The 23,188-nt window shown below is 68.7% G+C and carries 18 protein-coding genes and 1 tRNA gene; 7 read left to right on the top strand and 12 right to left on the bottom strand.

From position 1 onward, the window contains the following. Positions 1-53: 53 nt before the first annotated feature. Together KF708C_RS03455 and KF708C_RS03450 are read right to left on the bottom strand one after the other, a co-directional pair. Positions 54-1,148 carry an alkene reductase gene (locus KF708C_RS03455; protein ID WP_059410755.1) on the bottom strand — a complete coding sequence of 365 codons (1,095 nt, stop codon included), beginning with the start codon at positions 1,146-1,148 and terminating at the stop codon, positions 54-56. Continuing rightward, entirely contained in the window at positions 1,145-1,996 is an 852-nt protein-coding gene (locus KF708C_RS03450; protein ID WP_059410754.1) for an alpha/beta fold hydrolase, read from the bottom strand. The genes KF708C_RS03455 and KF708C_RS03450 overlap by 4 nt, the downstream gene beginning before the upstream one ends. Positions 1,997-2,121: 125 nt before the next feature. On the opposite strand from KF708C_RS03450, the gene KF708C_RS03445 reads away from it, so the two are divergent. Then, positions 2,122-2,691, top strand: coding sequence for a TetR/AcrR family transcriptional regulator (locus KF708C_RS03445; RefSeq protein ID WP_020200925.1), 570 nt, complete (start codon positions 2,122-2,124; stop codon positions 2,689-2,691). A gap of 198 nt (positions 2,692-2,889) precedes the next feature. Here KF708C_RS03445 and KF708C_RS03440 read toward each other — a convergent pair whose 3' ends face one another. Then, a complete protein-coding gene (locus KF708C_RS03440; RefSeq protein WP_059410753.1) occupies positions 2,890-4,965 on the bottom strand; it encodes a TonB-dependent receptor in 2,076 nt (691 codons plus the stop codon). A 329-nt stretch (positions 4,966-5,294) separates the two neighbouring features. Here KF708C_RS03440 and KF708C_RS03435 point away from each other — a divergent pair, with 329 nt between their 5' ends. Next, positions 5,295-6,734 carry a PepSY-associated TM helix domain-containing protein gene (locus KF708C_RS03435; protein WP_059410752.1) on the top strand — a complete coding sequence of 480 codons (1,440 nt, stop codon included), beginning with the start codon at positions 5,295-5,297 and terminating at the stop codon, positions 6,732-6,734. A 408-nt stretch (positions 6,735-7,142) separates the two neighbouring features. Here KF708C_RS03435 and KF708C_RS03430 read toward each other — a convergent pair. From KF708C_RS03430 to KF708C_RS03410, 5 genes are all read right to left on the bottom strand, one after another. After that, a tRNA-Ser gene (locus KF708C_RS03430) sits at positions 7,143-7,232 on the bottom strand. 80 nt (positions 7,233-7,312) lie between these two features. Then, positions 7,313-8,626, bottom strand: coding sequence for a serine--tRNA ligase (gene serS / locus KF708C_RS03425; protein ID WP_020200912.1), 1,314 nt, complete (start codon positions 8,624-8,626; stop codon positions 7,313-7,315). 157 nt (positions 8,627-8,783) lie between these two features. Then, the gene (locus KF708C_RS03420) at positions 8,784-10,136 is read right to left on the bottom strand and encodes a replication-associated recombination protein A (RefSeq protein ID WP_020200911.1); all 1,353 of its coding nucleotides are present in this window, start codon (positions 10,134-10,136) and stop codon (positions 8,784-8,786) included. 145 nt (positions 10,137-10,281) lie between these two features. Continuing rightward, a complete protein-coding gene (locus tag KF708C_RS03415; RefSeq protein ID WP_231586371.1) occupies positions 10,282-11,328 on the bottom strand; it encodes a TRAP transporter substrate-binding protein in 1,047 nt (348 codons plus the stop codon). A gap of 61 nt (positions 11,329-11,389) precedes the next feature. Beyond that, positions 11,390-12,508, bottom strand: coding sequence for an ABC transporter ATP-binding protein (locus KF708C_RS03410; protein WP_020200909.1), 1,119 nt, complete (start codon positions 12,506-12,508; stop codon positions 11,390-11,392). 255 nt (positions 12,509-12,763) lie between these two features. Between KF708C_RS03410 and KF708C_RS03405 the strand changes: the two genes are divergently transcribed. Next, positions 12,764-14,416, top strand: coding sequence for an ABC transporter permease (locus tag KF708C_RS03405; protein WP_059410750.1), 1,653 nt, complete (start codon positions 12,764-12,766; stop codon positions 14,414-14,416). A 202-nt stretch (positions 14,417-14,618) separates the two neighbouring features. Then, positions 14,619-15,290: a hypothetical protein gene (locus tag KF708C_RS03400; protein ID WP_231586370.1), complete on the top strand. Its 672-nt coding sequence runs from the start codon at positions 14,619-14,621 to the stop codon at positions 15,288-15,290. A 48-nt stretch (positions 15,291-15,338) separates the two neighbouring features. Here KF708C_RS03400 and KF708C_RS03395 read toward each other — a convergent pair whose 3' ends face one another. The 4 genes from KF708C_RS03395 to KF708C_RS03380 form a co-directional block, all read right to left on the bottom strand. Next, positions 15,339-16,385 carry a Fe(3+) ABC transporter substrate-binding protein gene (locus KF708C_RS03395; protein WP_059410748.1) on the bottom strand — a complete coding sequence of 349 codons (1,047 nt, stop codon included), beginning with the start codon at positions 16,383-16,385 and terminating at the stop codon, positions 15,339-15,341. Between the two features lie 221 nt (positions 16,386-16,606). After that, positions 16,607-17,035, bottom strand: a complete 429-nt coding sequence (locus tag KF708C_RS03390; RefSeq protein ID WP_059410747.1) for a hypothetical protein — start codon at positions 17,033-17,035, stop codon at positions 16,607-16,609. An 8-nt stretch (positions 17,036-17,043) separates the two neighbouring features. Further along, positions 17,044-17,679 carry an outer membrane lipoprotein chaperone LolA gene (lolA, locus tag KF708C_RS03385; protein WP_020200904.1) on the bottom strand — a complete coding sequence of 212 codons (636 nt, stop codon included), beginning with the start codon at positions 17,677-17,679 and terminating at the stop codon, positions 17,044-17,046. 197 nt (positions 17,680-17,876) lie between these two features. After that, positions 17,877-20,204, bottom strand: a complete 2,328-nt coding sequence (locus KF708C_RS03380) for a DNA translocase FtsK (protein WP_020200903.1) — start codon at positions 20,202-20,204, stop codon at positions 17,877-17,879. A 168-nt stretch (positions 20,205-20,372) separates the two neighbouring features. Here KF708C_RS03380 and trxB point away from each other — a divergent pair, with 168 nt between their 5' ends. The 3 genes from trxB (at position 20,373) to KF708C_RS03365 (ending at position 22,896) form a co-directional block, all read left to right on the top strand. After that, positions 20,373-21,320 carry a thioredoxin-disulfide reductase gene (gene trxB, locus KF708C_RS03375; RefSeq protein WP_020200902.1) on the top strand — a complete coding sequence of 316 codons (948 nt, stop codon included), beginning with the start codon at positions 20,373-20,375 and terminating at the stop codon, positions 21,318-21,320. A gap of 237 nt (positions 21,321-21,557) precedes the next feature. Next, positions 21,558-22,241: a Smr/MutS family protein gene (locus KF708C_RS03370; protein ID WP_020200901.1), complete on the top strand. Its 684-nt coding sequence runs from the start codon at positions 21,558-21,560 to the stop codon at positions 22,239-22,241. A 13-nt stretch (positions 22,242-22,254) separates the two neighbouring features. Continuing rightward, the gene (locus tag KF708C_RS03365; protein ID WP_059410746.1) at positions 22,255-22,896 is read left to right on the top strand and encodes a trimeric intracellular cation channel family protein; all 642 of its coding nucleotides are present in this window, start codon (positions 22,255-22,257) and stop codon (positions 22,894-22,896) included. Positions 22,897-23,188: the final 292 nt, after the last annotated feature.

Genomic DNA, 23,188 nt, shown 5'->3' with positions numbered 1-23,188 from the left:
TTCTCTGAATTTCAGTGTTTGCGAGGCCGTGCCGAAGCACGGCCCCTTCGGCTTTACTGGGCGCTTGTTCCGGCCAGCGCCGGGTAGTCGGTGTATCCCGCGGCGCCCCCGCCGTAGAGCGTGGCCGGGTTGAAGGCAGCCAGCGGTGCACCGGCCTTCAGTCGCTCCACCAGATCGGGGTTGGCGATGAACGGACGGCCGAAGGCGAACAGATCTGCCTTGCCTTCGTCGAGGCGCGAGGTGGCCAGTTCCAGGTCATAGCCGTTGTTGGCGATGTAGGTGTTCTTGAAACGCCGGCGCAGCGCATCGTAGTCGAACGGCGCCACATCGCGCGGGCCGCCGGTCGCGCCCTCGACCACATGCAGATAGACGATGCCCAAGGCATTGAGCTGGTCGGCGATGTAATCGAACTGTGGCTGCGGATCGCTGCTGGAGATGCCGTTGGCCGGCGAAACCGGCGAGATGCGTACGCCCGTGCGCCCTGCGCCGATCTCGGCCACCACGGCAGCGGTGACTTCCAGCAGTAGCCGTGCGCGGTTTTCGATGGAACCACCGTAGGCATCGGTGCGGACATTGGCCCCGTCCTTGATGAACTGTTCCAGCAGATAACCGTTGGCGCCATGAATCTCCACGCCATCGAAACCTGCGGCGATGGCATTGGCTGCGGCCTGGCGGAAATCGTTGACGATCCCCGGCAACTCATCGAGCGCCAGCGCCCTCGGCTCGGAAACGTCCACGAAGCTGTTGTTGGCGAAGGTCTTGGTTTCGGCGCGAATGGCCGACGGTGCTACCGGCGCAGCGCCGTTCGCCTGCAGGTCGACGTGCGAGACGCGGCCGACATGCCAGAGTTGCAGGAAGATTCGCCCGCCCTTCGTATGCACGGCATCAGTAACCTTGCGCCAGCCGTCGATCTGCGACTGCGTGTAGATGCCGGGCGTGTCCTGGTAGCCCTGTCCTTGCTGCGAGATCTGCGTGGCCTCGGAGATCAGCAGGCCCGCCGATGCACGCTGGCTGTAATAGGTCGCGGCAAATTCACTCGGTATGAAGCCTGCACCGGCACGATTGCGCGTCAACGGTGCCAGCACAATCCGGTTGGAAAGCGTCAACGGGCCGAGGGTGTAGGGATCGAACAACGTCTTGCCACTCATGCTTTTTCCCCCAGAAACTGGATTGCATGCTTCAGGAAACGCTCGGGATACTGGTATTGCGCGCCATGCCCGGCATCGGGATAGATCAGCAACTGAGCGTTGGGAATGTGTTGGGCCAGATGCCACGAATTGATTGAGGCGATCATGATGTCGTTGGTGCCGTTGAGCACCAGGGTCGGCTGTCTGATCGCATTCAAATAGGCATAGGGGTTCTCGCCCGACAGCGGTGCGAAATAAGCCGCGTGTGCCTGGGCCTGCGCTTGTGCAACCGCCGCCGAACTGGGTGGGTCCTGGTCAGCACGGAGATGGCGCCGTTCCCAGAAGGCCAGCCCGGCCTTCTTCGCCGCATCGGAGCGGCCGAAGAACAGGTAGAGAAAGTCTTCGGCGGTCGGCACGGGATTCGGCGCGATTTCCAGCACCTTGGGTGCCATCGTCGGATCGCCGCCACGCAGGCCGGTGCCGAGCAACAGCAGCTTGCGTACCAGTTCTGGATGGCGCAGCGCGACCTCCTGCGCCTGCATGCCGCCAATCGAGAAGCCGAGCACATCGACCTGCAACAGGCCCAGCGCCCGGATCACCAGGGCAATGTCGTCGGCCAGGTCTTCGATCCGGTTGCGCGGCGTGCCTGTCGAGGAGGCGATGCCGCGGCCGTTGAACAGGATGACTTCCCGGCCTTCGGCCAGGCCGTCGGTCAGCAGCGGGTCCCAGTGATCCAGGCCGCCACGGAAATGCTGGACGAAGAACAGCGGTGGCTGGCCGCTGGCGGCGTTGCCCCAGCGGCGGTAGGCAAACCGGTCGCCATCGGCTTCGATGAAGCGCGTCGGCGCGGTCAAGTGGGTATCGGTCATGGCATCGGCTCATCAAGTCAACGGAACTCAATGATGATGATCATCATCATAACCGTCAAGAACTTTGATGATGATCGTAATCAATGTAGTATCCAGACTTTGGATGAAGAAAAAGGCGTGCTGGCATGAAAGTCACCAAGACACAGGCGCAGGAGAACCGGACGCGCATCGTCGAGACGGCTTCCGAATTGTTCCGCGAGCACGGCTATGACGGTGTGGGCGTTGCGGACTTGATGGCGGCCGCCGGCTTCACCCACGGCGGGTTCTACAAGCACTTCGGCTCCAAAGCCGACCTGATGGCGGAGGCATCGGCCTGCGGCATGTCGCAGACTGTTGCCCTGACAGGTACGGTGGACGTCCCCGGGTTCGTCCGGCAATACCTTTCCCGCGAACACCGCGATGCTCGCGCCACCGGCTGCACGCTAGCGGCACTGGGCGGTGACGCCGCGCGTCAGCCCGAGGCAGTCAAGGCCACGTTCGCGGCCGGAATTGAAGGTCTGCTGGCAGTACTGGAGCGCGAAGACACGGAACTGGACGCGGCCGATCGGCGAAAGGCACGCGCGAGGAGGATCGACACGCTTGCCCATTTGATCGGGGCGGTCGTGCTGTCGCGTGCGTGTCCCGACGACTCCCCGCTGGCGGACGAAATCCTGGAGGTCTGTCGCGCCGCACTTCTCGCACCACACATGAACTAGGCGTTTTCGGTCTTGAAAACACCGATGCGGCAAGGCGCTGCCAGTGGACATTGAAGCCGGGCGCGGCGCGGCGCGGCGGCGCGCGGCACCTCGGTCACGAAGATCGGCCTCGCGCGCTCGTCTACTGAGCGCCGCCGCATCGGCAAGCGCCAGGGTTTCGTCCGGAATCCGCCACGACCGACGGGATGCCGGATGTCGTCAGAAGCGGTAGTTGACCGCCAGTTCCACCCGGCGGCCGGAGCCCTGCAGCCACTGCGTGGGGTTGTAGTAGGCAGTCGTCACGTAATGCTTGTCGAACACATTGAAGCCACGCAGCGACAGCGTCGTATCCTTGCGCGGGCGCCACTGCAGCAGCACGTCGGTCGTCGTGTAGGCCGGCATCTCCAGCGTGTTCGCGCGATCGGCGAAGCGGCGCCCCACGTAGCGCAGGCCCGCGCCAGCCGTCCAGCCCGGCAGGAAACGCCAGGTCAGCCAGGCATTGGCCACGCGTTCGGGAACGTCGGTCGGCACATTGCCCGCGCGTGAAACAGGCGCGCCGCCCACCGACTCCGTGAAGTCGTCGTAGCGGGCCTGCAGCAGCGCAGCATTGGCATCGAGACGCCAGCCCGGCAGGAATTCGAGTCCGACGGTGGCTTCGATCCCCCTGGAGGACTGCTGGCCCACCTGAACGCTCTGCGAGGGGTTGAACACATCGCGTGTGACCAGGTTGTTCTTCACGATCCGGTACGCGGCGAAGGTCCATTCACCCTTGCTCCGCCAGAACGACTGCTTCAGGCCGGCTTCCACCTGGTGGCCCGTGGACAGGCTGAAATTGCTGTTGGCTGGCGAGAGCATCAGCAGCGCGCTGACGGGGTCGGCCGCCGCCGAGTACTGCGCGTAGACAGCGAGGTTGTCGGTCAGGTTGTAGACCGTGCCGGCACGCCACCCCACGTGCGAGAACGACTTGTCATAGGCTTGCTGGTTGCTGGTCAGGTCGTGGCGCGTGATGTCGGCATGGTCGTAGCGCAGGCCGGCCAGCACCGACCATTTCGGCGTGATCTCCAGCCGGTCCTCGAGGAACAGCGCGTACTGCGTAGCCTGGTTGGCGTAGCGCGGCGTGGTGCCCGCCACGTTGATGAACGTGCCGCGGTCGAACACCTCGGGATCGACGACGGAACTGCCCGAGTACGGCGCATTGTTCGTGTGCTGGAAGGAGGCGCGGTTCAGGTCATAACCGGCCGAGACGTTGTTCTTCATGCCGAGCAGGTCATGGCGGATCGCGGCATCGGACGTGTTCCCCACCTGCCACTGGTCATGCAGGATCTCCGTGTAGGAGGAGCGGTTGATCAGTCCACTCGCCGGAAGGTAGTCGTAGTACTCGGCGTCGCGCCAGTGCCGCTTGCTGTCGATGTAGTACAGCCGCGAACGGACCGTGAGGTTGCTGTTCGGCGTCCATTGCGCGGACAGCTCGGACCATTGGTCGTCGTACTTGATCAGGCTGTCGCCGACGTTGTAGTTCCTGGTCCGCAGCGCCGGGTCCTGTTGCCCGTTGACGAGCGGGACGCCGAAGTATCGCGGTGGCTCCTGCCATCCCTTGGCATAGCTGAGCTTCACGCTCAACTCCGGGGTGGGGTCCCACTGCAGCGCGCCGGAGACCGACAAGTTGCGCGAGTTGCCGAAATCGACCCAGCCATCGGAGCGATTGCCGCTCACGTCCAGCCGGTAGGACCACTTGTCGTTGATGGCACCGCCGCTGCCGAAAGCCAGCCGTTGGGTGTTTTCCGTGCCGATGACCGCCTGGATTTCGTTCTCGATGGCGCCGCGCATGGGCTTCTTGGGCACCACGTTGACCACGCCGCCGATGGCACCCTCGCCATAGATGACGGAGGCCGGGCCGCGCAATACCTCGATGCGCTCGACCGACCACGTATCAAACGGAAAGGTCACGCCAATGCCGCCGTACTGGCGCAGGCCGTCGTAGAGCCGCATGACCGATGTGGAATCGGTGAAGCCGCGCGATGACAACGACGCGCCGCCGTTGCCCGGATGGCCAAGGCTGGTCATGCCGGGCGCGCGAGTGATGGCGTCCACCAGCGAAGCGTCACCGCGCTCTTCGATCCGGTCTCGCGTCATGACGTCGACACTGGCGGGCGTCTGCATGAGCGTCAGGCCAAAGTTCGAGCCCGTCGTGGTCGGCTCCCGCAACCCGGACACGGCCGACGCATTCACCGTGACCGGGGCCAGCTCCCGGATGTCGGCGCCGGGCTCCGCCGCGTGCGCGGCGACATGAGGCATGCAGGCGGCCCCGGCAGCCAGTGCGAGAAAACGTTTGCGAGGAAGGCAGCGGGACATGGATGAGCAGGCGGCAGCCGCACGCGGCGATGCACGACCTGGAAGTGGAGGAATGGGCACGCATTGTATGAATCCGGAGGCAATGACGGCATGCGGCACAGGGACGCACAACCAGTCAGGCCCGTGAGCCCGGGCATGTCCGATCCGCATGCCCGGGACGGCCTGGCGTGCATAGAAGAACCGGGAAGGATCCAGCGCGGCCATTGGTCGCACGAGCCGCAATCACGTGCGCGGTATGCTTGCGACCTGAAAGCCGCCCCGCATTCATTCCCATGAGCAAGAGTCCCTCGCCCACCGTCGCTGCCGCGGCCTGCGCCTATCGCATGCTCTGGCGCTGGCATTTCTATGCCGGCCTGTTCGTGATGCCGTTCCTGATCGTGCTGGCGATCACCGGCACGATCTACTGCTTCCAGCCACAGATCGAGCCGCTGCTCTACCCCCATCTGCTCAAGGTCCGGCCGGCCGGTGAATCCATGTCCGCGCAGGCGTTGCTGGATCGCGCGCGCGCGGCCGCGCCAGCGGGCGCCGTCGCGACGACGTACACCATCGATCCCCGCCCCGATGCCAGTACCGAATTCATCTTCCGCCTGCCGACGGGAATGAGCGAGAGCGTCTATCTGAATCCCCATTCCGGCGAGGTGCTGGGCCGCCTGAGCGTCGAGGACCGTTTCATGAAGCAAGTCCGGATGCTGCACCGCGCGCTGCTGGCCGGCAAGCCCGGGGAGCTGCTGATGGAACTGGCCGGCTGCTGGACGCTGGTGATGATCGCCACCGGCGTGGCCATGTGGTGGCCGCGCCTGCGTGCCGCCGGCATCGGGGCATTCCGGATGGCCAATGCAACGAGCAAGCGCGGATGGTGGAAGGAGATCCACCTGTTGCTGGGAGCATGGCTTGCGCTCGGCGCGCTGGCCTTCGTGCTGTCCGGCCTGCCGTGGACGGCATCATGGGGCAAGCAGTTCAAGGCCATCACCACCGCGGCGAACCTGGGCCGTCCTGATACGGGCACGGCTGCGCACCAGCACGGCAATCCCGTCGCACAGCAGCGCCAGCAGGCACCACATGACGCGCCTGCTGCGCGCGGTTCGCACAGCCACACCGTGGAAAGCCTGCCGCTGACGGACGTGCCCTGGGCCACCGGGTTCACGACGGTGCCGACAGGTTCCTCCGGGCACACGCCTGTCGGGCTCGACCGCGTCCTGGAAATCGCAAAGGCGCGTGGCGCGTCGGCGGGTTGCCAGATAGCATTGCCGGCGTCGGCCAGCGCCGTCTACACGGTTTCCTGTTTCCCGAGCGATCCGCAAGGTGAACGCACGTTGCATATCGACCAACATAGCGGCGACGTCGTCAAGGACATCCGGTTCGCAGACTACGGTGCCGTGGCCAAGGCCGTCTCCTACGGAACGTCGCTGCACATGGGGCGCTACTTCGGGCTGGCCAATCAGATCGCCTGTGCGACGATATCAATTGGCCTGATGGCGCTGGCCGTCACCGGATGTGTCATGTGGTTGCGGCGCAAACCCGCGCGGACGCTTGGCGCGCCGTCCCATCCGTCGGCGCTGCCGGCCATGCGGGTATGGGTGATCGGGCTGGGGTTGCTTGGCGTGATCTTCCCGATGATGGGCGTCACCCTGGCAGGGGTCTGGCTGATCGATCGGATGATTGCACGCGGCAAGGGTACGCCGCCGGCAGCGTCGGAGCGCGTTGCCGCGTGAGGCAGGCGCATCGCGGCGTGGTGGCTGCGCCGATGCCGGAGGCGCAGCGCGATGCGCATGCCCTGAACCCGCGGCTTGGGAAGCGCCACGACGCAATCCATCGTGCTGTTTCCTGGCGCGTGCATCGCAGGTTCTTTGACAGCAAGACCGGGAGATTTGGACATCGCGCCGTGAATCTCGACGGCGAGCAAATGGCCTCGCGGACCCTGCCTTCGATGTACCGCCCGACCGCTTCCCGGAAAAAATAAAACCGACGCCTGCTGGTGCAGTGCGTCGGTTTGAGCGTGTGTTTCTTGTTCTTGCGTGCTTACCCTTGCTTATCCAGCTAGCATCTGACCCGTTTGTTCGAAATGTTGTTTTCGATCATTCTAGTCGGCGCTAGCCGATGCTTGGCTAAGCTACTTCTTCTGGCGGAGAGGGTGGGATTCGAACCCACGGTACCGTCGCCGGTACGCCTGATTTCGAGTCAGGTACATTCGACCACTCTGCCACCTCTCCGGTAACTTGGTCGCGTGTCGCGAAGAATAAGATTATAGAGTGAAGTCCACCGCGACCGCAAGTCCCTTACGCGAGAAAATTTATGCCTCGGGTTCGAGGCGCGCGAGGCCGCCGAGGTACGGCTGCAGCGCGGCGGGCACCGTCAGCGAGCCGTCGGCGTTCTGGTAGTTCTCCAGGATCGCCACCAGCGTGCGGCCCACGGCCAGGCCGGAGCCGTTGAGCGTGTGCACAAGCTCGGGCTTGCCCTGCGCCGTGCGAAAGCGGGCCTGCATGCGGCGCGCCTGGAAATCGCCCATGTTCGAGCACGAGCTGATCTCGCGGTAGGTGTTCTGCGCGGGGATCCACACTTCGAGGTCGTAGGTCTTGGTGCTGCCGAAGCCCATGTCGCCGGTGCACAGCACGATGGTGCGGAACGGCAGGTCGAGCTTCTTGAGGATCGCCTCGGCATGGCCGGTGAGCTGCTCGAGCGCGTCGAACGACTGCTCGGGCGGCACCACCTGCACGAGCTCGACCTTGTCGAACTGGTGCTGGCGGATCATGCCGCGCGTGTCGCGGCCATACGAGCCGGCTTCGGAGCGGAAGCACGGTGTGTGGGCGACGAAGCGCAGCGGCAGCTTGTCGCCGGCCACGATGGCGTCGCGCACGATGTTGGTCAGCGGCACCTCGGCGGTGGGGATCAGGTAGAAGTTCTCGGTGCGCTCGCCGCCTTCGTTGTTCTCGCCGCCGACCTTGCGCGGCACCTTGAACAGGTCTTCCTCGAACTTGGGCAACTGGCCGGTGCCGCGCATCGACGCCGCGTTGACGATGTAGGGCACGTACATCTCGGTGTAGCCGTGCTCGAGCGTGTGGGTATCGAGCATCAGCTGCACCAGCGCGCGGTGCATGCGCGCGATGCCGCCGCGCAGCATGGCGAAGCGCGAGCCGGTGACCTTGGTGGCGGTGTCGAAGTCCAGCCCCAGCCGCGCGCCCACGTCCACGTGGTCCTTCACTTCGAAGTCGAAGCTGCGCGGCGTGCCGACGCGGCGCACTTCCACGTTCTCGGTCTCGTCGCGGCCCACCGGCACGCTGTCGTGCGGCAGGTTGGGAATGGCCAGCATGGTCTCCGCGAGCTGGGCCTGGATCTCGTCCAGGCGCGCGGCCGAGGCCTTGAGCGCATCGCCGATGCCGCCCACTTCCGCCATCACGGCCGAGGCGTCCTCGCCCTTGCCCTTGAGCATGCCGATCTGCTTGGACAGGCTGTTGCGGCGCGCCTGCAGTTCCTCGGTCTGGGTCTGCAGTTGCTTGCGCTCGGCTTCGAGTGCCTGGAAGGCCGCTACGTCGAGCTGGAAGCCGCGCGCGGCAAGGCGCTGCGCCACGGCGTCGATGTCTTTGCGGAACAACTGGATGTCTAGCATGTTGCGTGTGTGGAGGGTGCTGGGCCGGCGACATGCCGGCGGACCCGCCATTTTACTGCACTGGCCCCGCCGCCCGCCGTTCGGCCAAGCGCGGAACAGACGGCCGCGGCGGCCGCTGTTCCGCGGGACGGGCGGCCCCGGCGCCGGGGTGTGCCGGCTAGGGCTCGCCGCCCTCGTCCTTGCCCTTGCCTTTGCCCTGCTGGCGCAGCCACTGCGCGTCGAGCTCGCGCAGGTGGCGCAGCTTGTCGCCGATCTTGCCTTCGAGCCCGCGCGGCGTGGGCTGGTACCAGCCCTGGCGCTTGAGGTCGTCGGGGAAATAGTGCTCGCCGGCCGCGTAGGCTTCCGGCTCGTCGTGCGCGTAGCGGTAGGCGTGGCCGTAGCCGAGTTCCTTCATCAGCTTGGTGGGCGCGTTGCGCAGGTGCACCGGCACGCCGCGCGACTTGTCCTTGGCGACGAACGCGCGCGCCGCGTTGTAGGCGTTGTAGCCGGCGTTGGACTTGGGCGCCACGGCCAGGTAGACCAGCGCCTGCGCCAGCGCCAGCTCGCCTTCGGGCGAGCCCAGGCGCTCGTAGGTCTCGGCCGCGTCGAGCGTGATGCGGGCCGCGCGCGGGTCGGCCAGGCCGACGTCCTCCCAGGCCATGCGCACGATGCGGCGCGCCAGGTAGCGCGGGTCGGCGCCGCCGTCGAGCATGCGGCAGAACCAGTAGAGCGTGGCGTCGGGGTCGGAGCCGCGCACCGACTTGTGCAGCGCGCTGATCTGATCGTAGAAGGCGTCGCCGCCCTTGTCGAAGCGGCGCAGGTTCTCGGACAGCGCGCTGCCCAGCAGCGCCGTGTCCACGCTGGCGGCGCCGGCGTTGCGCGCGGCGCGCGCCACGATCTCGATGTTGTTGAGCAGCTTGCGGCCGTCGCCGTCGGCGGACGCGACCACCAGCGCCAGCGCCTCGTCCTCCCACTGCAGGCCGCCGAGCTCCTCGCTGGCGCGCCGCGCGAGCTGCGTGAGCTCGGCGTCGTCCAGGCTCTTGAGCACGTACACGGCCGCGCGCGACAACAGCGCGCCGTTGACCTCGAACGAGGGGTTCTCGGTGGTGGCGCCGATGAAGGTGAACAGACCGCTTTCGACGTGCGGCAGGAAGGCGTCCTGCTGGCTCTTGTTGAAGCGGTGCACTTCGTCGACGAACACCAGCGTGCGGCGGCCGTGGGCGCGGTACTGCTCGGCGCGCTCGACCGCCTCGCGGATGTCCTTGACGCCGGACAGCACCGCCGAGAGCGCGATGAACTCGGCGTCGAAGGCGGTGGCCATGAGGCGCGCCAGCGTGGTCTTGCCCACGCCGGGCGGGCCCCACAGGATCATCGAATGCGGCTCGCCGGAGGCGAAGGCCACGCGCAGCGGCTTGCCCGGGCCGAGCAGGTGCTGCTGGCCGATGACTTCGTCGATGTTGCGCGGGCGCAGGCGCTCGGCCAGCGGTTGTTGGGAACGGTCGGGAGCTTCGGAGAACAGCGAATCCGCCACGGTAATCAGGCCTCTTGGTCAGGGCGGGCGCACGGGCAGGCCGCTGCGCCCTGGAACCTGACAGTGTAGACCATCGCGGCGGGCGGCCCGGCGTTCGCGCCGCGCGGCGGGCCTGCCCGCGCCTTCGCGCCGCCCTCCCCGTTCTCTACTTCGCGGCCTGCTCGTTGCGCGTGAACGCATCCAGCACGCCGGCGCGCTCGCCGCCGACGCGCGCGCGCCAGGCGCTCACCGCGCCGGCGCCGGCCTCGCGCAAGGCCTGCTGCACGGCGGGCGCGGGGCTCGCCTGGATGGCCACGCCGTTGGCGCGCATGCGCGCGGTGTTCTCTTCCAGGCGGGTGTCCAGGCGCGCCCACTGTTTCTGCTCGGTGGCCTGCGCGGCGGCGTCCACGGCCGCGCGCGTGGCCGGCGGCAGCGCGGCGTAGGCCGCGGCGTTGACGGTGGTGAACGACAGCGGCATGGCGTAGCCGATCGCCGTGAAGTTGGGCAGGTAGTCCCACAGCTTGCGGCCCGCGCCGCCGTCGCCCGAGGACAGCACGGCGTTGACCGAACCGTCCTTGAGGCGCGGCATGGCGTCGGCGAACGACAGGTTGGTGGCCTGCGCGCCGGCGGCCTTCATGACCTCGGTGGAGGTCTCGTCGTAGGTGCGCACCGACAGCGCGCGCAGCCCGGCCAGCGTGGCGACCGGGTCGCGCGACCACAGCCCGGTGGGCGGCCACGGCGTGAGATAGAGCAGGTGCTGGCCCTGCGCCGCGAACGCGCGCGCGTAGTCGGCGCGCGCCAGCTCGGCCAGGCGCCGCGCGCCGTCCACCGAGGTGGCGACGAACGGCAGCGACGACAGCAGGAACAGCGGGTCCACCGCGCCCAGCGCGCCGCCGAAGGCATCGCCGCCCTCCAGCTTGCCTTCCCGGACCGCGGCCGGCATCTGCGCGGAGCGGATGCCGGCGCTGGCGTCGTAGCTCGGCCTGACCGCCAGCGCGCCCGCGGTGCGCGCTCCGACCTCCTCGGCGAACGTGGCCAGCCCTTCGCCGGGCATGGCGCTGGCCGGGTATTCCGTGGCCATGCGCCAGGTCGTGGCCGCGGCCGGCTGCGCCCAGCCCTGGCCGGCGCCGCAGGCAATCAGCGCGAGCAGCGCGCCGGCGCGCAGCAGCCGGCGGCGCAACGGGTGGAACGCGGACTTCGGGGAAGCGGGCATGATGAAAGGTCCTGGGGGTCGTGGGTGGGGAAATGAAAACTTCGGGGCAGGCAACCGGCAATCAGGCCGCGAGGTGGCCGCGGGCCTGGCCGCGCGGGAACGCCACCACGTCGTCGACCTCCACGCGGATGCCGATCCGCTCGCCGAGCGCGTGGTCGTGGTGCGAGGGCACCAGCGCCAGCACCTGCCCGCCGCCGGCCAGGCGCAGGGTGTAGAGGATCTCGGCGCCCCGGAACGCCTTGTGCAGGACCTCCGCGCGCAGCGGGCTGGCGTCGTCGTGGACGATGTCGTCAGGCCGGATCAGCACGTCGACCTCCGCCGTGGCGGGCGGCACGCGCAGCGGCTCGCGGCTGCGCAGCGTGCCGAGCTCCAGCGTGACGGCATGCGGGCCGTCGAGGCGCCCCGGCATCAGCACGCCCTGCCCGATGAAATCCGCGACGACGCGCGTGGCGGGGCGGTGATAGAGATTGTGCGCGTTGTCCCACTGCTCGATGGCGCCGGCATGCATCACGCCGATCTCGTCGGCCACGGCAAACGCTTCGTACTGATCGTGCGTGACCAGGATGGCGGTGGTGCCCTGGGCCTTGAGGATGTCGCGCACGTCCAGGCTCAGGCGTTCGCGCAGGTCGATGTCCAGGTTGGAGAACGGCTCGTCGAGCAGCAGCAGGCCGGGACGCGGCGCCAGCGCGCGCGCCAGCGCCACGCGCTGCTGCTGGCCGCCCGACAATTCATGCGGGAACTTGCCGCCGGCGCCGGCCAGGCCGACCAGCGCGAGCATCTCCGCCACGCGCGCGGCGCGTTCGCCGCGGCGCGCGGCGCGCAACCCGAAACCCACGTTGTCGGCCACGCTCAGGTGCGGGAACAGCGCGTAGTCCTGGAACACCATGCCCACCCGCCGCCGCTCGGGCGGCACCGCGAAGCCCGGCGACGACACGACCTCCCCCTGCAGCAGGATGCGGCCTTCGCGCAGCGGCTCGAAGCCGGCGATGGCGCGCAGCACGGTGGTCTTGCCGCAGCCGCTGGGGCCGAGCAGGCAGGCGATGCTGCCGCGCGCCAGGGTGAACGACATGCCGTTGACGACGGCGTGGCTGCCGAAGCCGTGACGGATGCGGTCGACCTCGATCACGGTGTCGGCATCGGCGCGCGCGGGCGCGGAGGAGGAATGAGGGTGGCCTCGCATGCCAGGCATTATATGGGGCGGGCGCGCGCATGCGGCGGGGATCGGGGCGGAAACCGGGGAAGGAAATCGGGGGGCGAGGATCCGGGCAAGAATCGGCGCAGGAATCGGCGTCGATGGCGGGACGGGCGGCGCGCGTCCCGGCCGGCCCGCCGCCATTGCTAGAATGCGGAGCCTGCCCAACGGTGCCGCCAGCCGGCACCGGCCCGCCGGGCCTCGCCCGCCGACCGACCGCAACCGACGCCATCCCGCCGCCGAATGAGCCTGCCCCGCCTTCGCCATGCCAGCCGCCCGCAGCCGCTCGCCCTTGTCGCGGGCCTGGCCGCGCTGCTGATCGCGCTGCCGGTCGCGCAGGTGGCCGGCAGCCTGCTCGCGCCCGGCGGCGACACCTGGCGGCACCTCGCCGACACGGTGCTGGCCGAATATGTGGGCAACACCCTGTGGCTGCTGGCCGGGGTCTGCGCCGGCGTGCTGCTGCTGGGCGTGCCCACCGCCTGGCTGGTCAGCACCTACCGCTTTGCCGGGCGGGGCTGGCTGGAGTGGGCGCTGGTGCTGCCGCTGGCCATGCCGGCCTACGTCATCGCCTACGCGTACACCGACGCGCTGCAGTTCGCCGGCCCGGTGCAGGGCTGGCTGCGGGCGCTGACCGGCTGGCGCGCGCGCGAATACTGGTTCCCGGACATCCGCTCGCTGGGCGGCGCCATCGTGCTGTTCACGCTGGTGCTCTATCCCTATGTCTACCTGACCGCGCGCGCGGCCTTCCTGCAGCAGACCCTGAACACGCTGGAGGCGGCGCGCCTGCTCGGCTACGGCACCTGGGGCAGCGTGTGGCGCGTCATGCTGCCGCTGGCGCGCCCCGGCATCGTCGCCGGCACGGCGCTGGCGCTGATGGAGACGCTGGCCGACTTCGGCACCGTGGCCTATTTCGGCATCCCGACGTTTTCCACCGGCATCTACCGCGCGTGGTTCTCGCTCGGCGACAAGAACGCCGCGGCCCAACTGTCCGCCTGCATGCTGGCATTCGTGCTCGGCATCCTGCTGGCCGAGCGCGTCAGCCGCGGGCGCGCGCGCGTGCACGGCGGCCAGCGCCGCGCGCCGGCCTATCGCCTGCATGGCTGGCGGGCCGCGCTGGCGCTGCTGGCATGCCTGCTGCCCGTGCTGCTGGGCTTCGCCGTTCCCGCGCTGATGCTGTGCAGGATGGCGCTGGCCGAGGGCGACGCGCAGTTCGGCCCGCGCTTCGTCGGGCTGGTGCGCAACAGTTTCCTGCTGGCCAGCGTCACCGCGCTGGTGGCGGTGCTGGCCGCGCTGCTGATCGGCTATGCGGGACGCGGCATCGGGGCCGGCCGGGGCTGGCTGCTGCGCGCGCTGACGCGGGTCTGCGGCATGGGCTACGCGCTGCCCGGCTCGGTGATCGCGGTGGGCGTACTGGTGCCGGTGGCGCGGCTCGACAACGCCTTGTCGTCCTGGCTGCAGCAGCACCTGGGATGGCCGGCCGGGCTCCTGCTGACCGGCGGCATCGCCGCGCTGGTCTACGCCTACCTGGTGCGCTTTCTCGGCGTGGCCCGGCAGACCGTCAACGCCGGCCTCGCGAAGATCACGCCGGACATGGACGCGGCGTCGCGCAGCCTCGGCCACGGCCCGGGCGCCACGCTGCGGCGCGTGCACCTGCCGATGCTGCGCGGCAGCCTGCTCACCGCGGCGCTGATCGTCTTCGTCGACGTCATGAAGGAGCTGCCGGCGACGTTCGTGATGCGCCCGTTCAATTTCGACACGCTCGCCGTGCAGGCCTACAACCTGGCCGCCGACGAGCGCCTGGCCGAGGCCGCCACGGCATCGCTGGTGATCGTGGCGGTGGGCCTGCTGCCGGTGATCCTGCTGTCGCGCTCGATCCGCCGCGACGCGCGGCAATAGGCCCGTGCGGCCGCCGCGCTTCTTTTCCTAAAGTTCTCCGACGGGCTGCCGATATATCGCTGATCCGAAGCTGCGCCCCGGCGCGTGCGCGTTGCCGCGCGCGCCAACCGGTCCGCCCCCGCCGCTGGCCGGCTTCGCGCTGCATTGCGGCGATATCGCCGCACTTGCCCCGTACTTGTTCGCAGCGTCTTCAGGGAGTGTTATGCAGCTTCGTTACCGCATGCTCGTGTTCAAGCTGGGCCGCCTGCCCCGCCAGGAGCGGATCAGCCCGGTCGATGAGATCGCCCTGGCGGGCCAGTTGGCGGAACAACTCGACAAGCCGGGCATGGTCGAGCGCCTCGTGGCGGACCTGTTCGACCACGAGAACGCCCATGTCAGGCGCATCGCGCTCAACGCGGTGAGGCGCGCGCACGGCTACCGGCAGGCCGACATCACGCTCGCGCTGCTGCGCAAGCTCGGCGACCCCGATCCGTGGCTGCGCCATGACGCCGCCTGGATCCTGCACGAGTCCGGGCTGGACAGCCCGCACATCCGCGCGGCGCTGCGCCAGCTGGCCGGCCCGGTCATGCTGCCCTACGACCTGGAGCGCTCCCGCGCCAACCCGGGCGACGCGCTGCTGCATGCCCAGGTGCGCGCGCGGCAGGCGCTGGACGTGCTGCTGGCGCGCCAGACCGCGGGCACGGTGATCGCCAAGCTGCCTTACGCGGACGGCACCGTGGGCCACACGCGCGTGCGGCGGCGCGAGCAGCTGAAGCTGGCCTTCGAGCGGCACAAGGAGCGCGGCGCGAAGCTGCGCTTCCGGCGCGTGGAAAACGGGGAGGAAAACAAGGAGGCGGCCGCCGTGCCGCGGCCGAAACCGAAGGCCGTGCCGTGAACATGGCGGCGCGCGCCGCCATGCCCGTCCGGCGCCGCCGCGCCGGGCTTATTTGTAGCCGGCCTTGTCCGCCAGCTTCTGCGCCTGCGGCTGGTGCTTGCCCAGTTCCGCGACGTTGATCTTGTCCGCCTTGAAGCTGCCCAGCGCCTCGAGCGCCGGGTTGCTGACCTTCACGCCGGGCACCACCGGCCATTCATTGTTGCCGTCGGCAAAATAGCGCTGCGCCTCGTCGCTCGCCAGGTATTCGAGGAAGGCGCGCGCGGACTCCTTGTTGGGCGCGTGCTTGAGCATGCCGCCGCCGGAGATGTTCATGTGCACGCCCTGGCTGGCCTGGTTGGGCCACAGCACGCCGAGCTTGTCGGCCACGGCCTTGTCCTCAGGCCTGGCCGATTTCAGGATGCGGGCGATGTAGTAGGTGTTGGCGACCGCGAGATCGCACTCGCCGGCGGCCACCGCCTTGAGCTGGTCGGTGTCGCCGCCCTTGGGCGCGCGCGCCAGGTTGGCCACCACGCCGCGCGCCCACTGTTCCGTCCTGGCCTCGCCGTCATGGGCGATCAGGCTGGACATCAGCGACAGGTTGTAGACGTGGCCGCTGGAGCGGATGCACAGCTTGCCTTTCCATCTGGGATCGGCCAGGTCTTCATAGTCCCGGATGTCGCCGGGCTTGACCGCGTCCTTGTTGTAGGCGATCACGCGGGCCCGCGCCGAGAAGCCGAACCAGTCGCCGCCGGGATCGCGGTAGTTGGCGGGAATGCGCGCCTCCAGCACGCCCGACCTGAGCGGCGCGAACACGCCCGCCTGCTGGGCGCGCCACAGGCGGCCGATGTCGACGGTGATGAACACGTCGGCGGGGCTGTTGGCGCCCTCGCTCTTGATGCGCTCGAGCAGCGGGTCTTCCTGGCCCTCGATGCGGTTGATCTTGATGCCGGTCTGCCGGGTGAAGTTGGCGTAGAGCGCCTCGTCGGTCTGGTAATGGCGCGCCGTGTAGAGGTTCAGCACCTTTTCCTGGGCGCCCGCGGCGAGCGGCAGCGCGGCGAGCATGGTGAGCACCGCGAGCGCGGCGGCGCGCGGCAGCAAGTGACGGAATGCGATCATGACTCTCCCCTCGATGATTGTTCTGCTCCGCCCTGGAGATGCCGTGCCGGCACCTTCGGCAAGACGGGCAAGAAACAATAATCATTCCTATTTTCGAGGTCAAGTGACAACGCTGTCATGTTGGCCCGCGGCAATGCCGGAGCGCCCGGCCCGCGCTGCCGGCGGAGCGCGGGCAGCGCCGGGCCCGCGGCCTTCCGCGCCCTTCTTTCATGCGCGCCGCGTCAGGCGCCGGCGCGCTCCGCCAGGACCTTCATCGCGTCGGCCGGCAGCGGCCCGTGGCAGGTACGCTCGCCGCCGGGCTTGCTCACCACCAGCCACACCTTGTCCGGCGTGCCGGCCGGATGCAGCAGCCAGGCCGGGCCGCGCCCGCTGCCGGTAGGCGGCAGGCCTTCCAGCACGCCGCTGCTGACCGACTGCAGCAGCACCGCGCAGTCGCTGGCGGGCGCCTGCGTGGCGGAGAGGAAGTCCGGGTTGGCCAGCACTTCGGGCAGGGCCGTGTCGGAGGCACGCAGGAAGGCGTCCACGTCGAAATGCCGGCTGGCGCCGCCGCCGCCGGCGCAGGCCGCGAGCAGCGTGGCCGCCGCGAGAGCGGCGAGGACGGCGCGGGCAACGAGGGCACCGGCGCGGCGCGGCGGGAAAAGTGCGGTCATGGGCGGCCTCATTGCTTCATCACGTCGGCGCCCTTCGGCACCGTGAACCGGAAGGTGTCGGCGGGCAGCGCCGGGTTCTTCTGCATGGCGCTGAAGGTCAGCAGCGTGGTGTTGCCGAACGCGTCGCGCAGCTCCATCGCTTCCAGGTTGCCGCTCTTGAAGCCGATGCCGATGCGCTCGAACTGCGTGTCCTTGGCCTTGGGCGTCAGCTCGATCCATTCCACGCCGTCGCGCGCCGGGCCGTTCTTCACCACGAAGTTCTTCTCGAGGTCGTTGCTGCCGAACAGGATCGCCGCCGGGCTGGAGCCGAGCGCGCCGTCGAGCTTGCGCTCGGTGACCTGGTTGAGGTCCTTGTCGTAGATGTAGAGGGTCTGGCCGTCGGCCTGCAGCAGCTGGTCGTAGGGCTTGACGTAGCGCCAGGTGAACTTGCCCGGGCGCGCGAAGGCAAAGGTGCCGCTGGAGGTGCCGGTGACCTTGAGGCTGTCGCCCTGCCCCTTGACCTGGCGCTGGGTGAACTCGCCGCGCGCGCTCTTGACGCTGGCGACGAAGGTCTGGAGCTGGTCCACGCCGGCCGCCATGACCGCCGGCGCCGCCAGCGACATGGCCAGGGCGGCGCATGCCGACACGAGAAAGCGGTTTCGCATGTAGTTTTCCTTGCTGGATGGAGAGGCCGCCGCGCCGTGCCGCGATGCACGCGCGCGGCGCCGCATGTCCGGTTAGAGCGGCGCGCGCCCGGCGGATTCCGCAACCGGGTGCATCGCGCGTAACCGCATGTTACTCGTGCACGTCAGCCGCGCATATCAGCCGCGCAACGGCGCCGGGATCATCTTGCCGGCGCCTCTCATTCGTCCTCGCGCGCGGCGCCCGGCTGGGCCAGGATGTCGCGGTTGCCGTTGCCCGACATGGCCGAGACCAGCCCGGACTTTTCCATGTCCTCGAGCAGGCGCGCGGCGCGGTTGTAGCCGATGCGCAGGTGGCGCTGCACCAGCGAGATCGAGGCGCGGCGGTTCTTGAGCACCACCTCGACGGCCTGGTCGTAGAGCGGGTCGGCTTCGCCGCCGCCACCGCCGATGCCGGCGCCGCCGCCCAGGCCGTCGGTGCCGGTCTCGCCCTCGGCCAGCCCGCCCTCGAGGATGCCCTCGATGTAGTTGGCCTCGCCGCCTTCCTTGAGCTTCTGCACCACGCGGTGGACTTCCTCGTCGGAGACGAAGGCGCCGTGCACGCGGATCGGCAGCCCGGTGCCGGGCGCGAGGTACAGCATGTCGCCCATGCCGAGCAGCGCCTCGGCGCCCTGCTGGTCGAGGATGGTGCGCGAGTCGATCTTGCTGCTGACCTGGAAGGCGATGCGGGTCGGCACGTTGGCCTTGATGAGACCGGTGATGACGTCGACCGACGGGCGCTGCGTGGCCAGCACCAGGTGGATGCCGGCGGCGCGCGCCTTCTGCGCGATGCGCGCGATCAGCTCTTCCACCTTCTTGCCCACCACCATCATCAGGTCGGCCAGTTCGTCGATGACGATGACGATGACCGGCAGCTTGTCGAGCGGCTCGGGCGCGTCCGGGGTCAGGCTGAACGGGTTGGGGATCTTTTCCTCGCGCGCGGCGGCTTCGTCGATCTTCTTGTTGTAGCCGGCCAGGTTGCGCACGCCGAGCTTGCTCATCAGCTTGTAGCGCCGCTCCATCTCGCCGACCGACCAGTTCAGCGCGTTGCCGGCCTGGCGCATGTCGGTGACGACCGGGCACAGCAGGTGCGGGATGCCTTCGTAGACGCTCATTTCGAGCATCTTGGGGTCGATCAGGATCAGCCGCACCGACTCGGCGCCGGCCTTGTACAGCAGCGACAGGATCATGGCGTTGATGCCGACCGACTTGCCCGAGCCGGTGGTGCCGGCCACCATGCAGTGCGGCATCTTGGCCAGGTCGGCCACCATCGGCTTGCCGGCGATGTCCTTGCCGAGCGCCATCGTCAGCATCGACGCGCTTTCGTTGTAGACCTGCGAGCCGAGGATCTCGGACAGGCGCACGGTCTGGCGCTTGGGATTGGGCAGCTCCAGCCCCATGTAGTTCTTGCCGGGAATGGTCTCGACCACGCGGATCGACACCAGCGACAGCGAGCGCGCCAGGTCGCGCGCCAGGTTGACCACCTGGCTGCCCTTGACGCCGGTGGCCGGCTCGATCTCGTAGCGGGTGATGACCGGGCCCGGATAGGCCGCCACCACCTTGACCTCGACGCCGAAGTCCTTGAGCTTCTTCTCGATCAGGCGCGAGGTGAATTCCAGCGTTTCCGCGCTCACGGTTTCCTGGTGCGCCGGGATCGGGTCGAGCAGCGCCAGCGGCGGCAGGTCGGAGTCCTGGATGTCGGCGAACAGCGGCTGCTGCTTCTCGCGCTCCACGCGCTCGTGCTTGGGCACGGCCTGCGGGCGCACGATCTGCACCGGCGTCGCTTCCTCGATCTTGACCCGCTGCACCTCCACGGTCTCGGTGCGCTCGACCTTGGCGGCCTCGCCGATGATGCGGTCCTGCTTGCTTTCGCGGCGCGCCTTGAAGCCGAGGAACAGGTTCTCGACGAAACCGCCGACGTGCTCGGCCACCGACAGCCACGAGAAATGGAAGAACAGCGACAGCCCGATGGCCAGCAGCAGCAGCAGCAGCAGCGTGGCGCCGGTGAAGCCCAGCGCCATCTGCATCCAGCCGCCCAGCAGGTCGCCCAGCACGCCGCCGGGCGCGCGCGGCAGCGCCGAGCGCAGCGGGTACATGCGGATCGCCTCCAGCCCCATGCTGGCGGTCAGCGACAGCGCGAAGCCGATCCAGCTCACCACCAGCCCCTGGCGCGCCTCGGCGGTGCGCTCGGGCAGCTCGGCGCTCAGCGCGCGCCAGCCGCGCCAGCAGCGCCGCACCAGCAGCACCGCCCACCAGTAGGCGGAAAAGCCGAAGATGAAGAACAGCACGTCGGCCAGCCAGGCGCCGACGCGACCGCCCAGGTTGTGGATGTCGGCCACCTGGTTGGCGTGCGACCAGCCCGGGTCGGCCTTGCTGTAGCTGGCCAGGATGCAGACGAAGGCCAGCGTGACGGCCAGCATCAGGAACCAGCGCACCTCGCCGAGCAGCTTGCCGATGCGCGAAGGCAGCGCGGAGGGATCGGTACGGGTGGTGGTGGTAGCTCGGGCCATGCCTGGTCTGGGTTGCCGTCTGGGATTGCGGTGCCGGCCATTTTAACCTTGCCCGGGGCTATCGCTCCCATTGGAATTTGCAACAGTGAGCAAACGCCGGTCCACTTATAATGCTGGTTTCGATTCACGCCGGTGCGCAGCATGCCGCACCGGCCACAGGAACGCATCATGGCCAAACACGCAAAAGTGCTGATTCTCGGTTCCGGCCCCGCCGGCTACACCGCCGCCGTCTACGCGGCGCGCGCCAACCTGCAGCCAGTGCTGATCACCGGCCTGGCCCAGGGCGGCCAGCTGATGACCACCACCGACGTGGAAAACTGGCCCGCCGATGCCAACGGCGTGCAAGGCCCCGAACTGATGCAGCGTTTCCTGGAGCATGCCGAGCGCTTCAACACCGAAATCATCTTCGATCACATCCACACCGCGAAGCTGACCGAGCGCCCGATCCGCCTGGTCGGCGACGCCGGCGAGTACACCTGCGACGCGCTCATCATCGCCACCGGCGCCTCGGCCCAGTACCTGGGCCTGCCCTCGGAAGAAGGCTTCATGGGCCGCGGCGTGTCGGCCTGCGCCACCTGCGACGGCTTCTTCTACAAGAACCAGGAAGTCGCGGTGATCGGCGGCGGCAACACCGCCGTGGAAGAAGCGCTGTACCTGTCGCACATCGCCAGCAAGGTCACGGTGCTCCACCGCCGCGACAAGTTCCGCGCCGAGCCGATCCTGGTCGACCGCCTGCTCCAGCGCGAGAAGGAAGGCCGCGTCGAGATCCGCTGGAACGCGGTGCTCGACGAAGTGGTCGGCGACGACTCCGGCGTGACCGGCATCAAGGTGCGCAACACCCAGACCAACGCGGTCGAGGAAGTGAAGCTGGCCGGCGTGTTCGTGGCCATCGGCCACAAGCCCAACACCGAGCTGTTCGAAGGCCAGCTCGAGATGCACAACGGCTACATCGTCACCAAGAGCGGCCTGGCCGGCGATGCCACCGCCACCAGCATCCCGGGCGTGTTCGCCGCCGGCGACGTGCAGGACCACATCTACCGCCAGGCCATCACCAGCGCCGGCACCGGCTGCATGGCCGCGCTCGACGCGCAGCGCTACGTGGAAGCGCTGCAGTAAGCGGCGCCAGCCGCGCCGGCGCGCGCCGCGCGGCAAAGGGCGGCGGGTTGCCTTCGAGCATCCCGCCGCCGATGGTTTGCTCCTCTCTCCCTCGCAAGAGCAAACAAGCGGCAAGCTGGCCTTGCCGGCCGCCTGGGGCGCCGGCGCGCATCCGCTGCACATCCGGCGCCCTTCTTGCGCCCACCGCCCTCCCCTATAATCTCCCGAGACCAGACCGAGCCTTCCCGGAGAGACCCCATGCCGCACGGCGCCAAGAAACCCGCCAGCCAGCCCAAGCCGACCAGGCGCTTCGGCCTGGATGACCTGTCCGGCCTGCGCAGCACGCTGAAAGCGCAGACCGAACAGCGCGAAGCCGAGCGCCGCGAGGCCGAGGCGGCGGCGCAGCGCGCGCGCGAGGAAGCCGACGTGTTCCGCAGCAGCGTCGGCAACGTCAACACCCTGCGCGACCGCAACCGCGTGGCGCCCGCGCCGAAGCATCCCGCGCCGGTGCCGGTGCAGACCCGGCTCGACGACCAGGCCGTGCTGGCCGCCTCGCTGTCCGACGAATTCGACGTCGAGAACCTGCTCGATACCGACGAGACGCTGTCGTTCCGCCGCCCCGGCATCGGCATCGACGTGGTCAAGAAGCTGCGCCGCGGCGAATGGGTGCCGCAGGACAAGATCGACCTGCACGGCCTGCGCAGCGACGAAGCGCGCGAGGCGCTGGCCGAGTTCGTGCGGCGCTCGGTCAAGCGCGGCGTGCGCTGCGTGCGCGTGATCCACGGCAAGGGCAACGGCTCGCCCGACAAGACGCCCGTGCTCAAGGGCAAGGTGCGCAGCTGGCTGGTGCAAAAGGAAGAAGTGCTGGCCTTCGTGCAGGCGCGCGGCGCCGAAGGCGGCGCCGGCGCGCTGATGGTGCTGCTGCGCCAGCCGCACGCCTGAGCGCGCGGGCGCGATGCACCTGCCGCTCGATCTCCTGATGGGGCGGCTGCCCCTGATCCTGCATGTGATGGAAGTCACGGGCGTGCTGGCCTTCGCCATCTCCGGCGTGGTCGACGCGCGCAAGCAGCGCTTCGATGCCGTGGGCACCTTCGTGGTGGCCTTCGCCACGGCCTTCGGCGGCGGCACCGTGCGCGACGTGCTGCTCGACCGCCGGCCCTTCTACTGGGTCGACCACGAAGGCTACGTGATCCTGATCTTCCTGCTGTCGCTGGGCGCCTCGCTGGTGCTGCGGGTGGTCAGCCGGGTGGCGTCGGAACGCGCCATGATCGCCGCCGACGCGGTCGGCCTGGGACTGTTCTCCGTCACCGGCACCTCGCTGGCGCTGGTGGCGCAGATGACGCCGACCGTGGCGGTCATGATGGGCATCATCTCGTCGGTGTTCGGCGGCGTGGTGCGCGACGTGCTGTGCAACGAAGTGCCGATGATCCTGCGCGACCGCTCGCCCTACGCCACCTGCGCGTTCGTGGGCTGCTGGGTCTATATCGGCCTGACCTGGCTGCGCGCCGACCAGGAAGTGGCCCTGCTGGCAGGCGCGATCACCATCACCGCCGCGCGCCTGCTGTCGGTCCGCTTCGGCTGGAAGCTGCCGAGCTAGGCGTCAGCATCGAGCCGTGCCGGCCGTACTTGAACCGCCGACACCAGCGCACCGGTCCACCACGCCCACCACGAAACCACGAGGGCGCCATGTCGTGACGGTCAAAACCGGCAACGGCAGATGCCGGAACAGGCAGTGCGCCCGCCATCATAGGTCTGACCGCGAAACCCATACCGCCAGCCAGATCGTGGCTGCTCGCACCGGTAACGGCAGGATGTCAGCAGAACCACGAACCCCACGACGAAACCAGCAACCCAAGCAATCCCAACGTTTCTGCCCCTGCCGGCCAGGC

It is taken from the genome of Cupriavidus basilensis (genome assembly GCF_000876015.1).
GTDB classification, from domain to species: domain Bacteria; phylum Pseudomonadota; class Gammaproteobacteria; order Burkholderiales; family Burkholderiaceae; genus Cupriavidus; species Cupriavidus basilensis_B.
This window is presented reverse-complemented; position numbering and strand designations above follow the sequence as displayed.

Bases quoted from the DNA above. Each gene is read 5' to 3' on its own strand.
- KF708C_RS03455 (WP_059410755.1), bottom strand. From the start codon at position 1,148: ATGAGTGGCAAGACGTTGTTCGATCCCTACACCCTCGGCCCGTTGACG.
- KF708C_RS03450 (WP_059410754.1), bottom strand. From the start codon at position 1,996: ATGACCGATACCCACTTGACCGCGCCGACGCGCTTCATCGAAGCCGAT.
- KF708C_RS03445 (WP_020200925.1), top strand. From the start codon at position 2,122: ATGAAAGTCACCAAGACACAGGCGCAGGAGAACCGGACGCGCATCGTC.
- KF708C_RS03440 (WP_059410753.1), bottom strand. From the start codon at position 4,965: ATGCCTCATGTCGCCGCGCACGCGGCGGAGCCCGGCGCCGACATCCGG.
- KF708C_RS03435 (WP_059410752.1), top strand. From the start codon at position 5,295: ATGAGCAAGAGTCCCTCGCCCACCGTCGCTGCCGCGGCCTGCGCCTAT.
- serS (WP_020200912.1), bottom strand. From the start codon at position 8,626: ATGCTAGACATCCAGTTGTTCCGCAAAGACATCGACGCCGTGGCGCAG.
- KF708C_RS03415 (WP_231586371.1), bottom strand. From the start codon at position 11,328: ATGCCCGCTTCCCCGAAGTCCGCGTTCCACCCGTTGCGCCGCCGGCTG.
- KF708C_RS03410 (WP_020200909.1), bottom strand. From the start codon at position 12,508: ATGCGAGGCCACCCTCATTCCTCCTCCGCGCCCGCGCGCGCCGATGCC.
- KF708C_RS03405 (WP_059410750.1), top strand. From the start codon at position 12,764: ATGAGCCTGCCCCGCCTTCGCCATGCCAGCCGCCCGCAGCCGCTCGCC.
- KF708C_RS03400 (WP_231586370.1), top strand. From the start codon at position 14,619: ATGCAGCTTCGTTACCGCATGCTCGTGTTCAAGCTGGGCCGCCTGCCC.
- KF708C_RS03395 (WP_059410748.1), bottom strand. From the start codon at position 16,385: ATGATCGCATTCCGTCACTTGCTGCCGCGCGCCGCCGCGCTCGCGGTG.
- KF708C_RS03390 (WP_059410747.1), bottom strand. From the start codon at position 17,035: ATGACCGCACTTTTCCCGCCGCGCCGCGCCGGTGCCCTCGTTGCCCGC.
- lolA (WP_020200904.1), bottom strand. From the start codon at position 17,679: ATGCGAAACCGCTTTCTCGTGTCGGCATGCGCCGCCCTGGCCATGTCG.
- KF708C_RS03380 (WP_020200903.1), bottom strand. From the start codon at position 20,204: ATGGCCCGAGCTACCACCACCACCCGTACCGATCCCTCCGCGCTGCCT.
- trxB (WP_020200902.1), top strand. From the start codon at position 20,373: ATGGCCAAACACGCAAAAGTGCTGATTCTCGGTTCCGGCCCCGCCGGC.
- KF708C_RS03370 (WP_020200901.1), top strand. From the start codon at position 21,558: ATGCCGCACGGCGCCAAGAAACCCGCCAGCCAGCCCAAGCCGACCAGG.
- KF708C_RS03365 (WP_059410746.1), top strand. From the start codon at position 22,255: ATGCACCTGCCGCTCGATCTCCTGATGGGGCGGCTGCCCCTGATCCTG.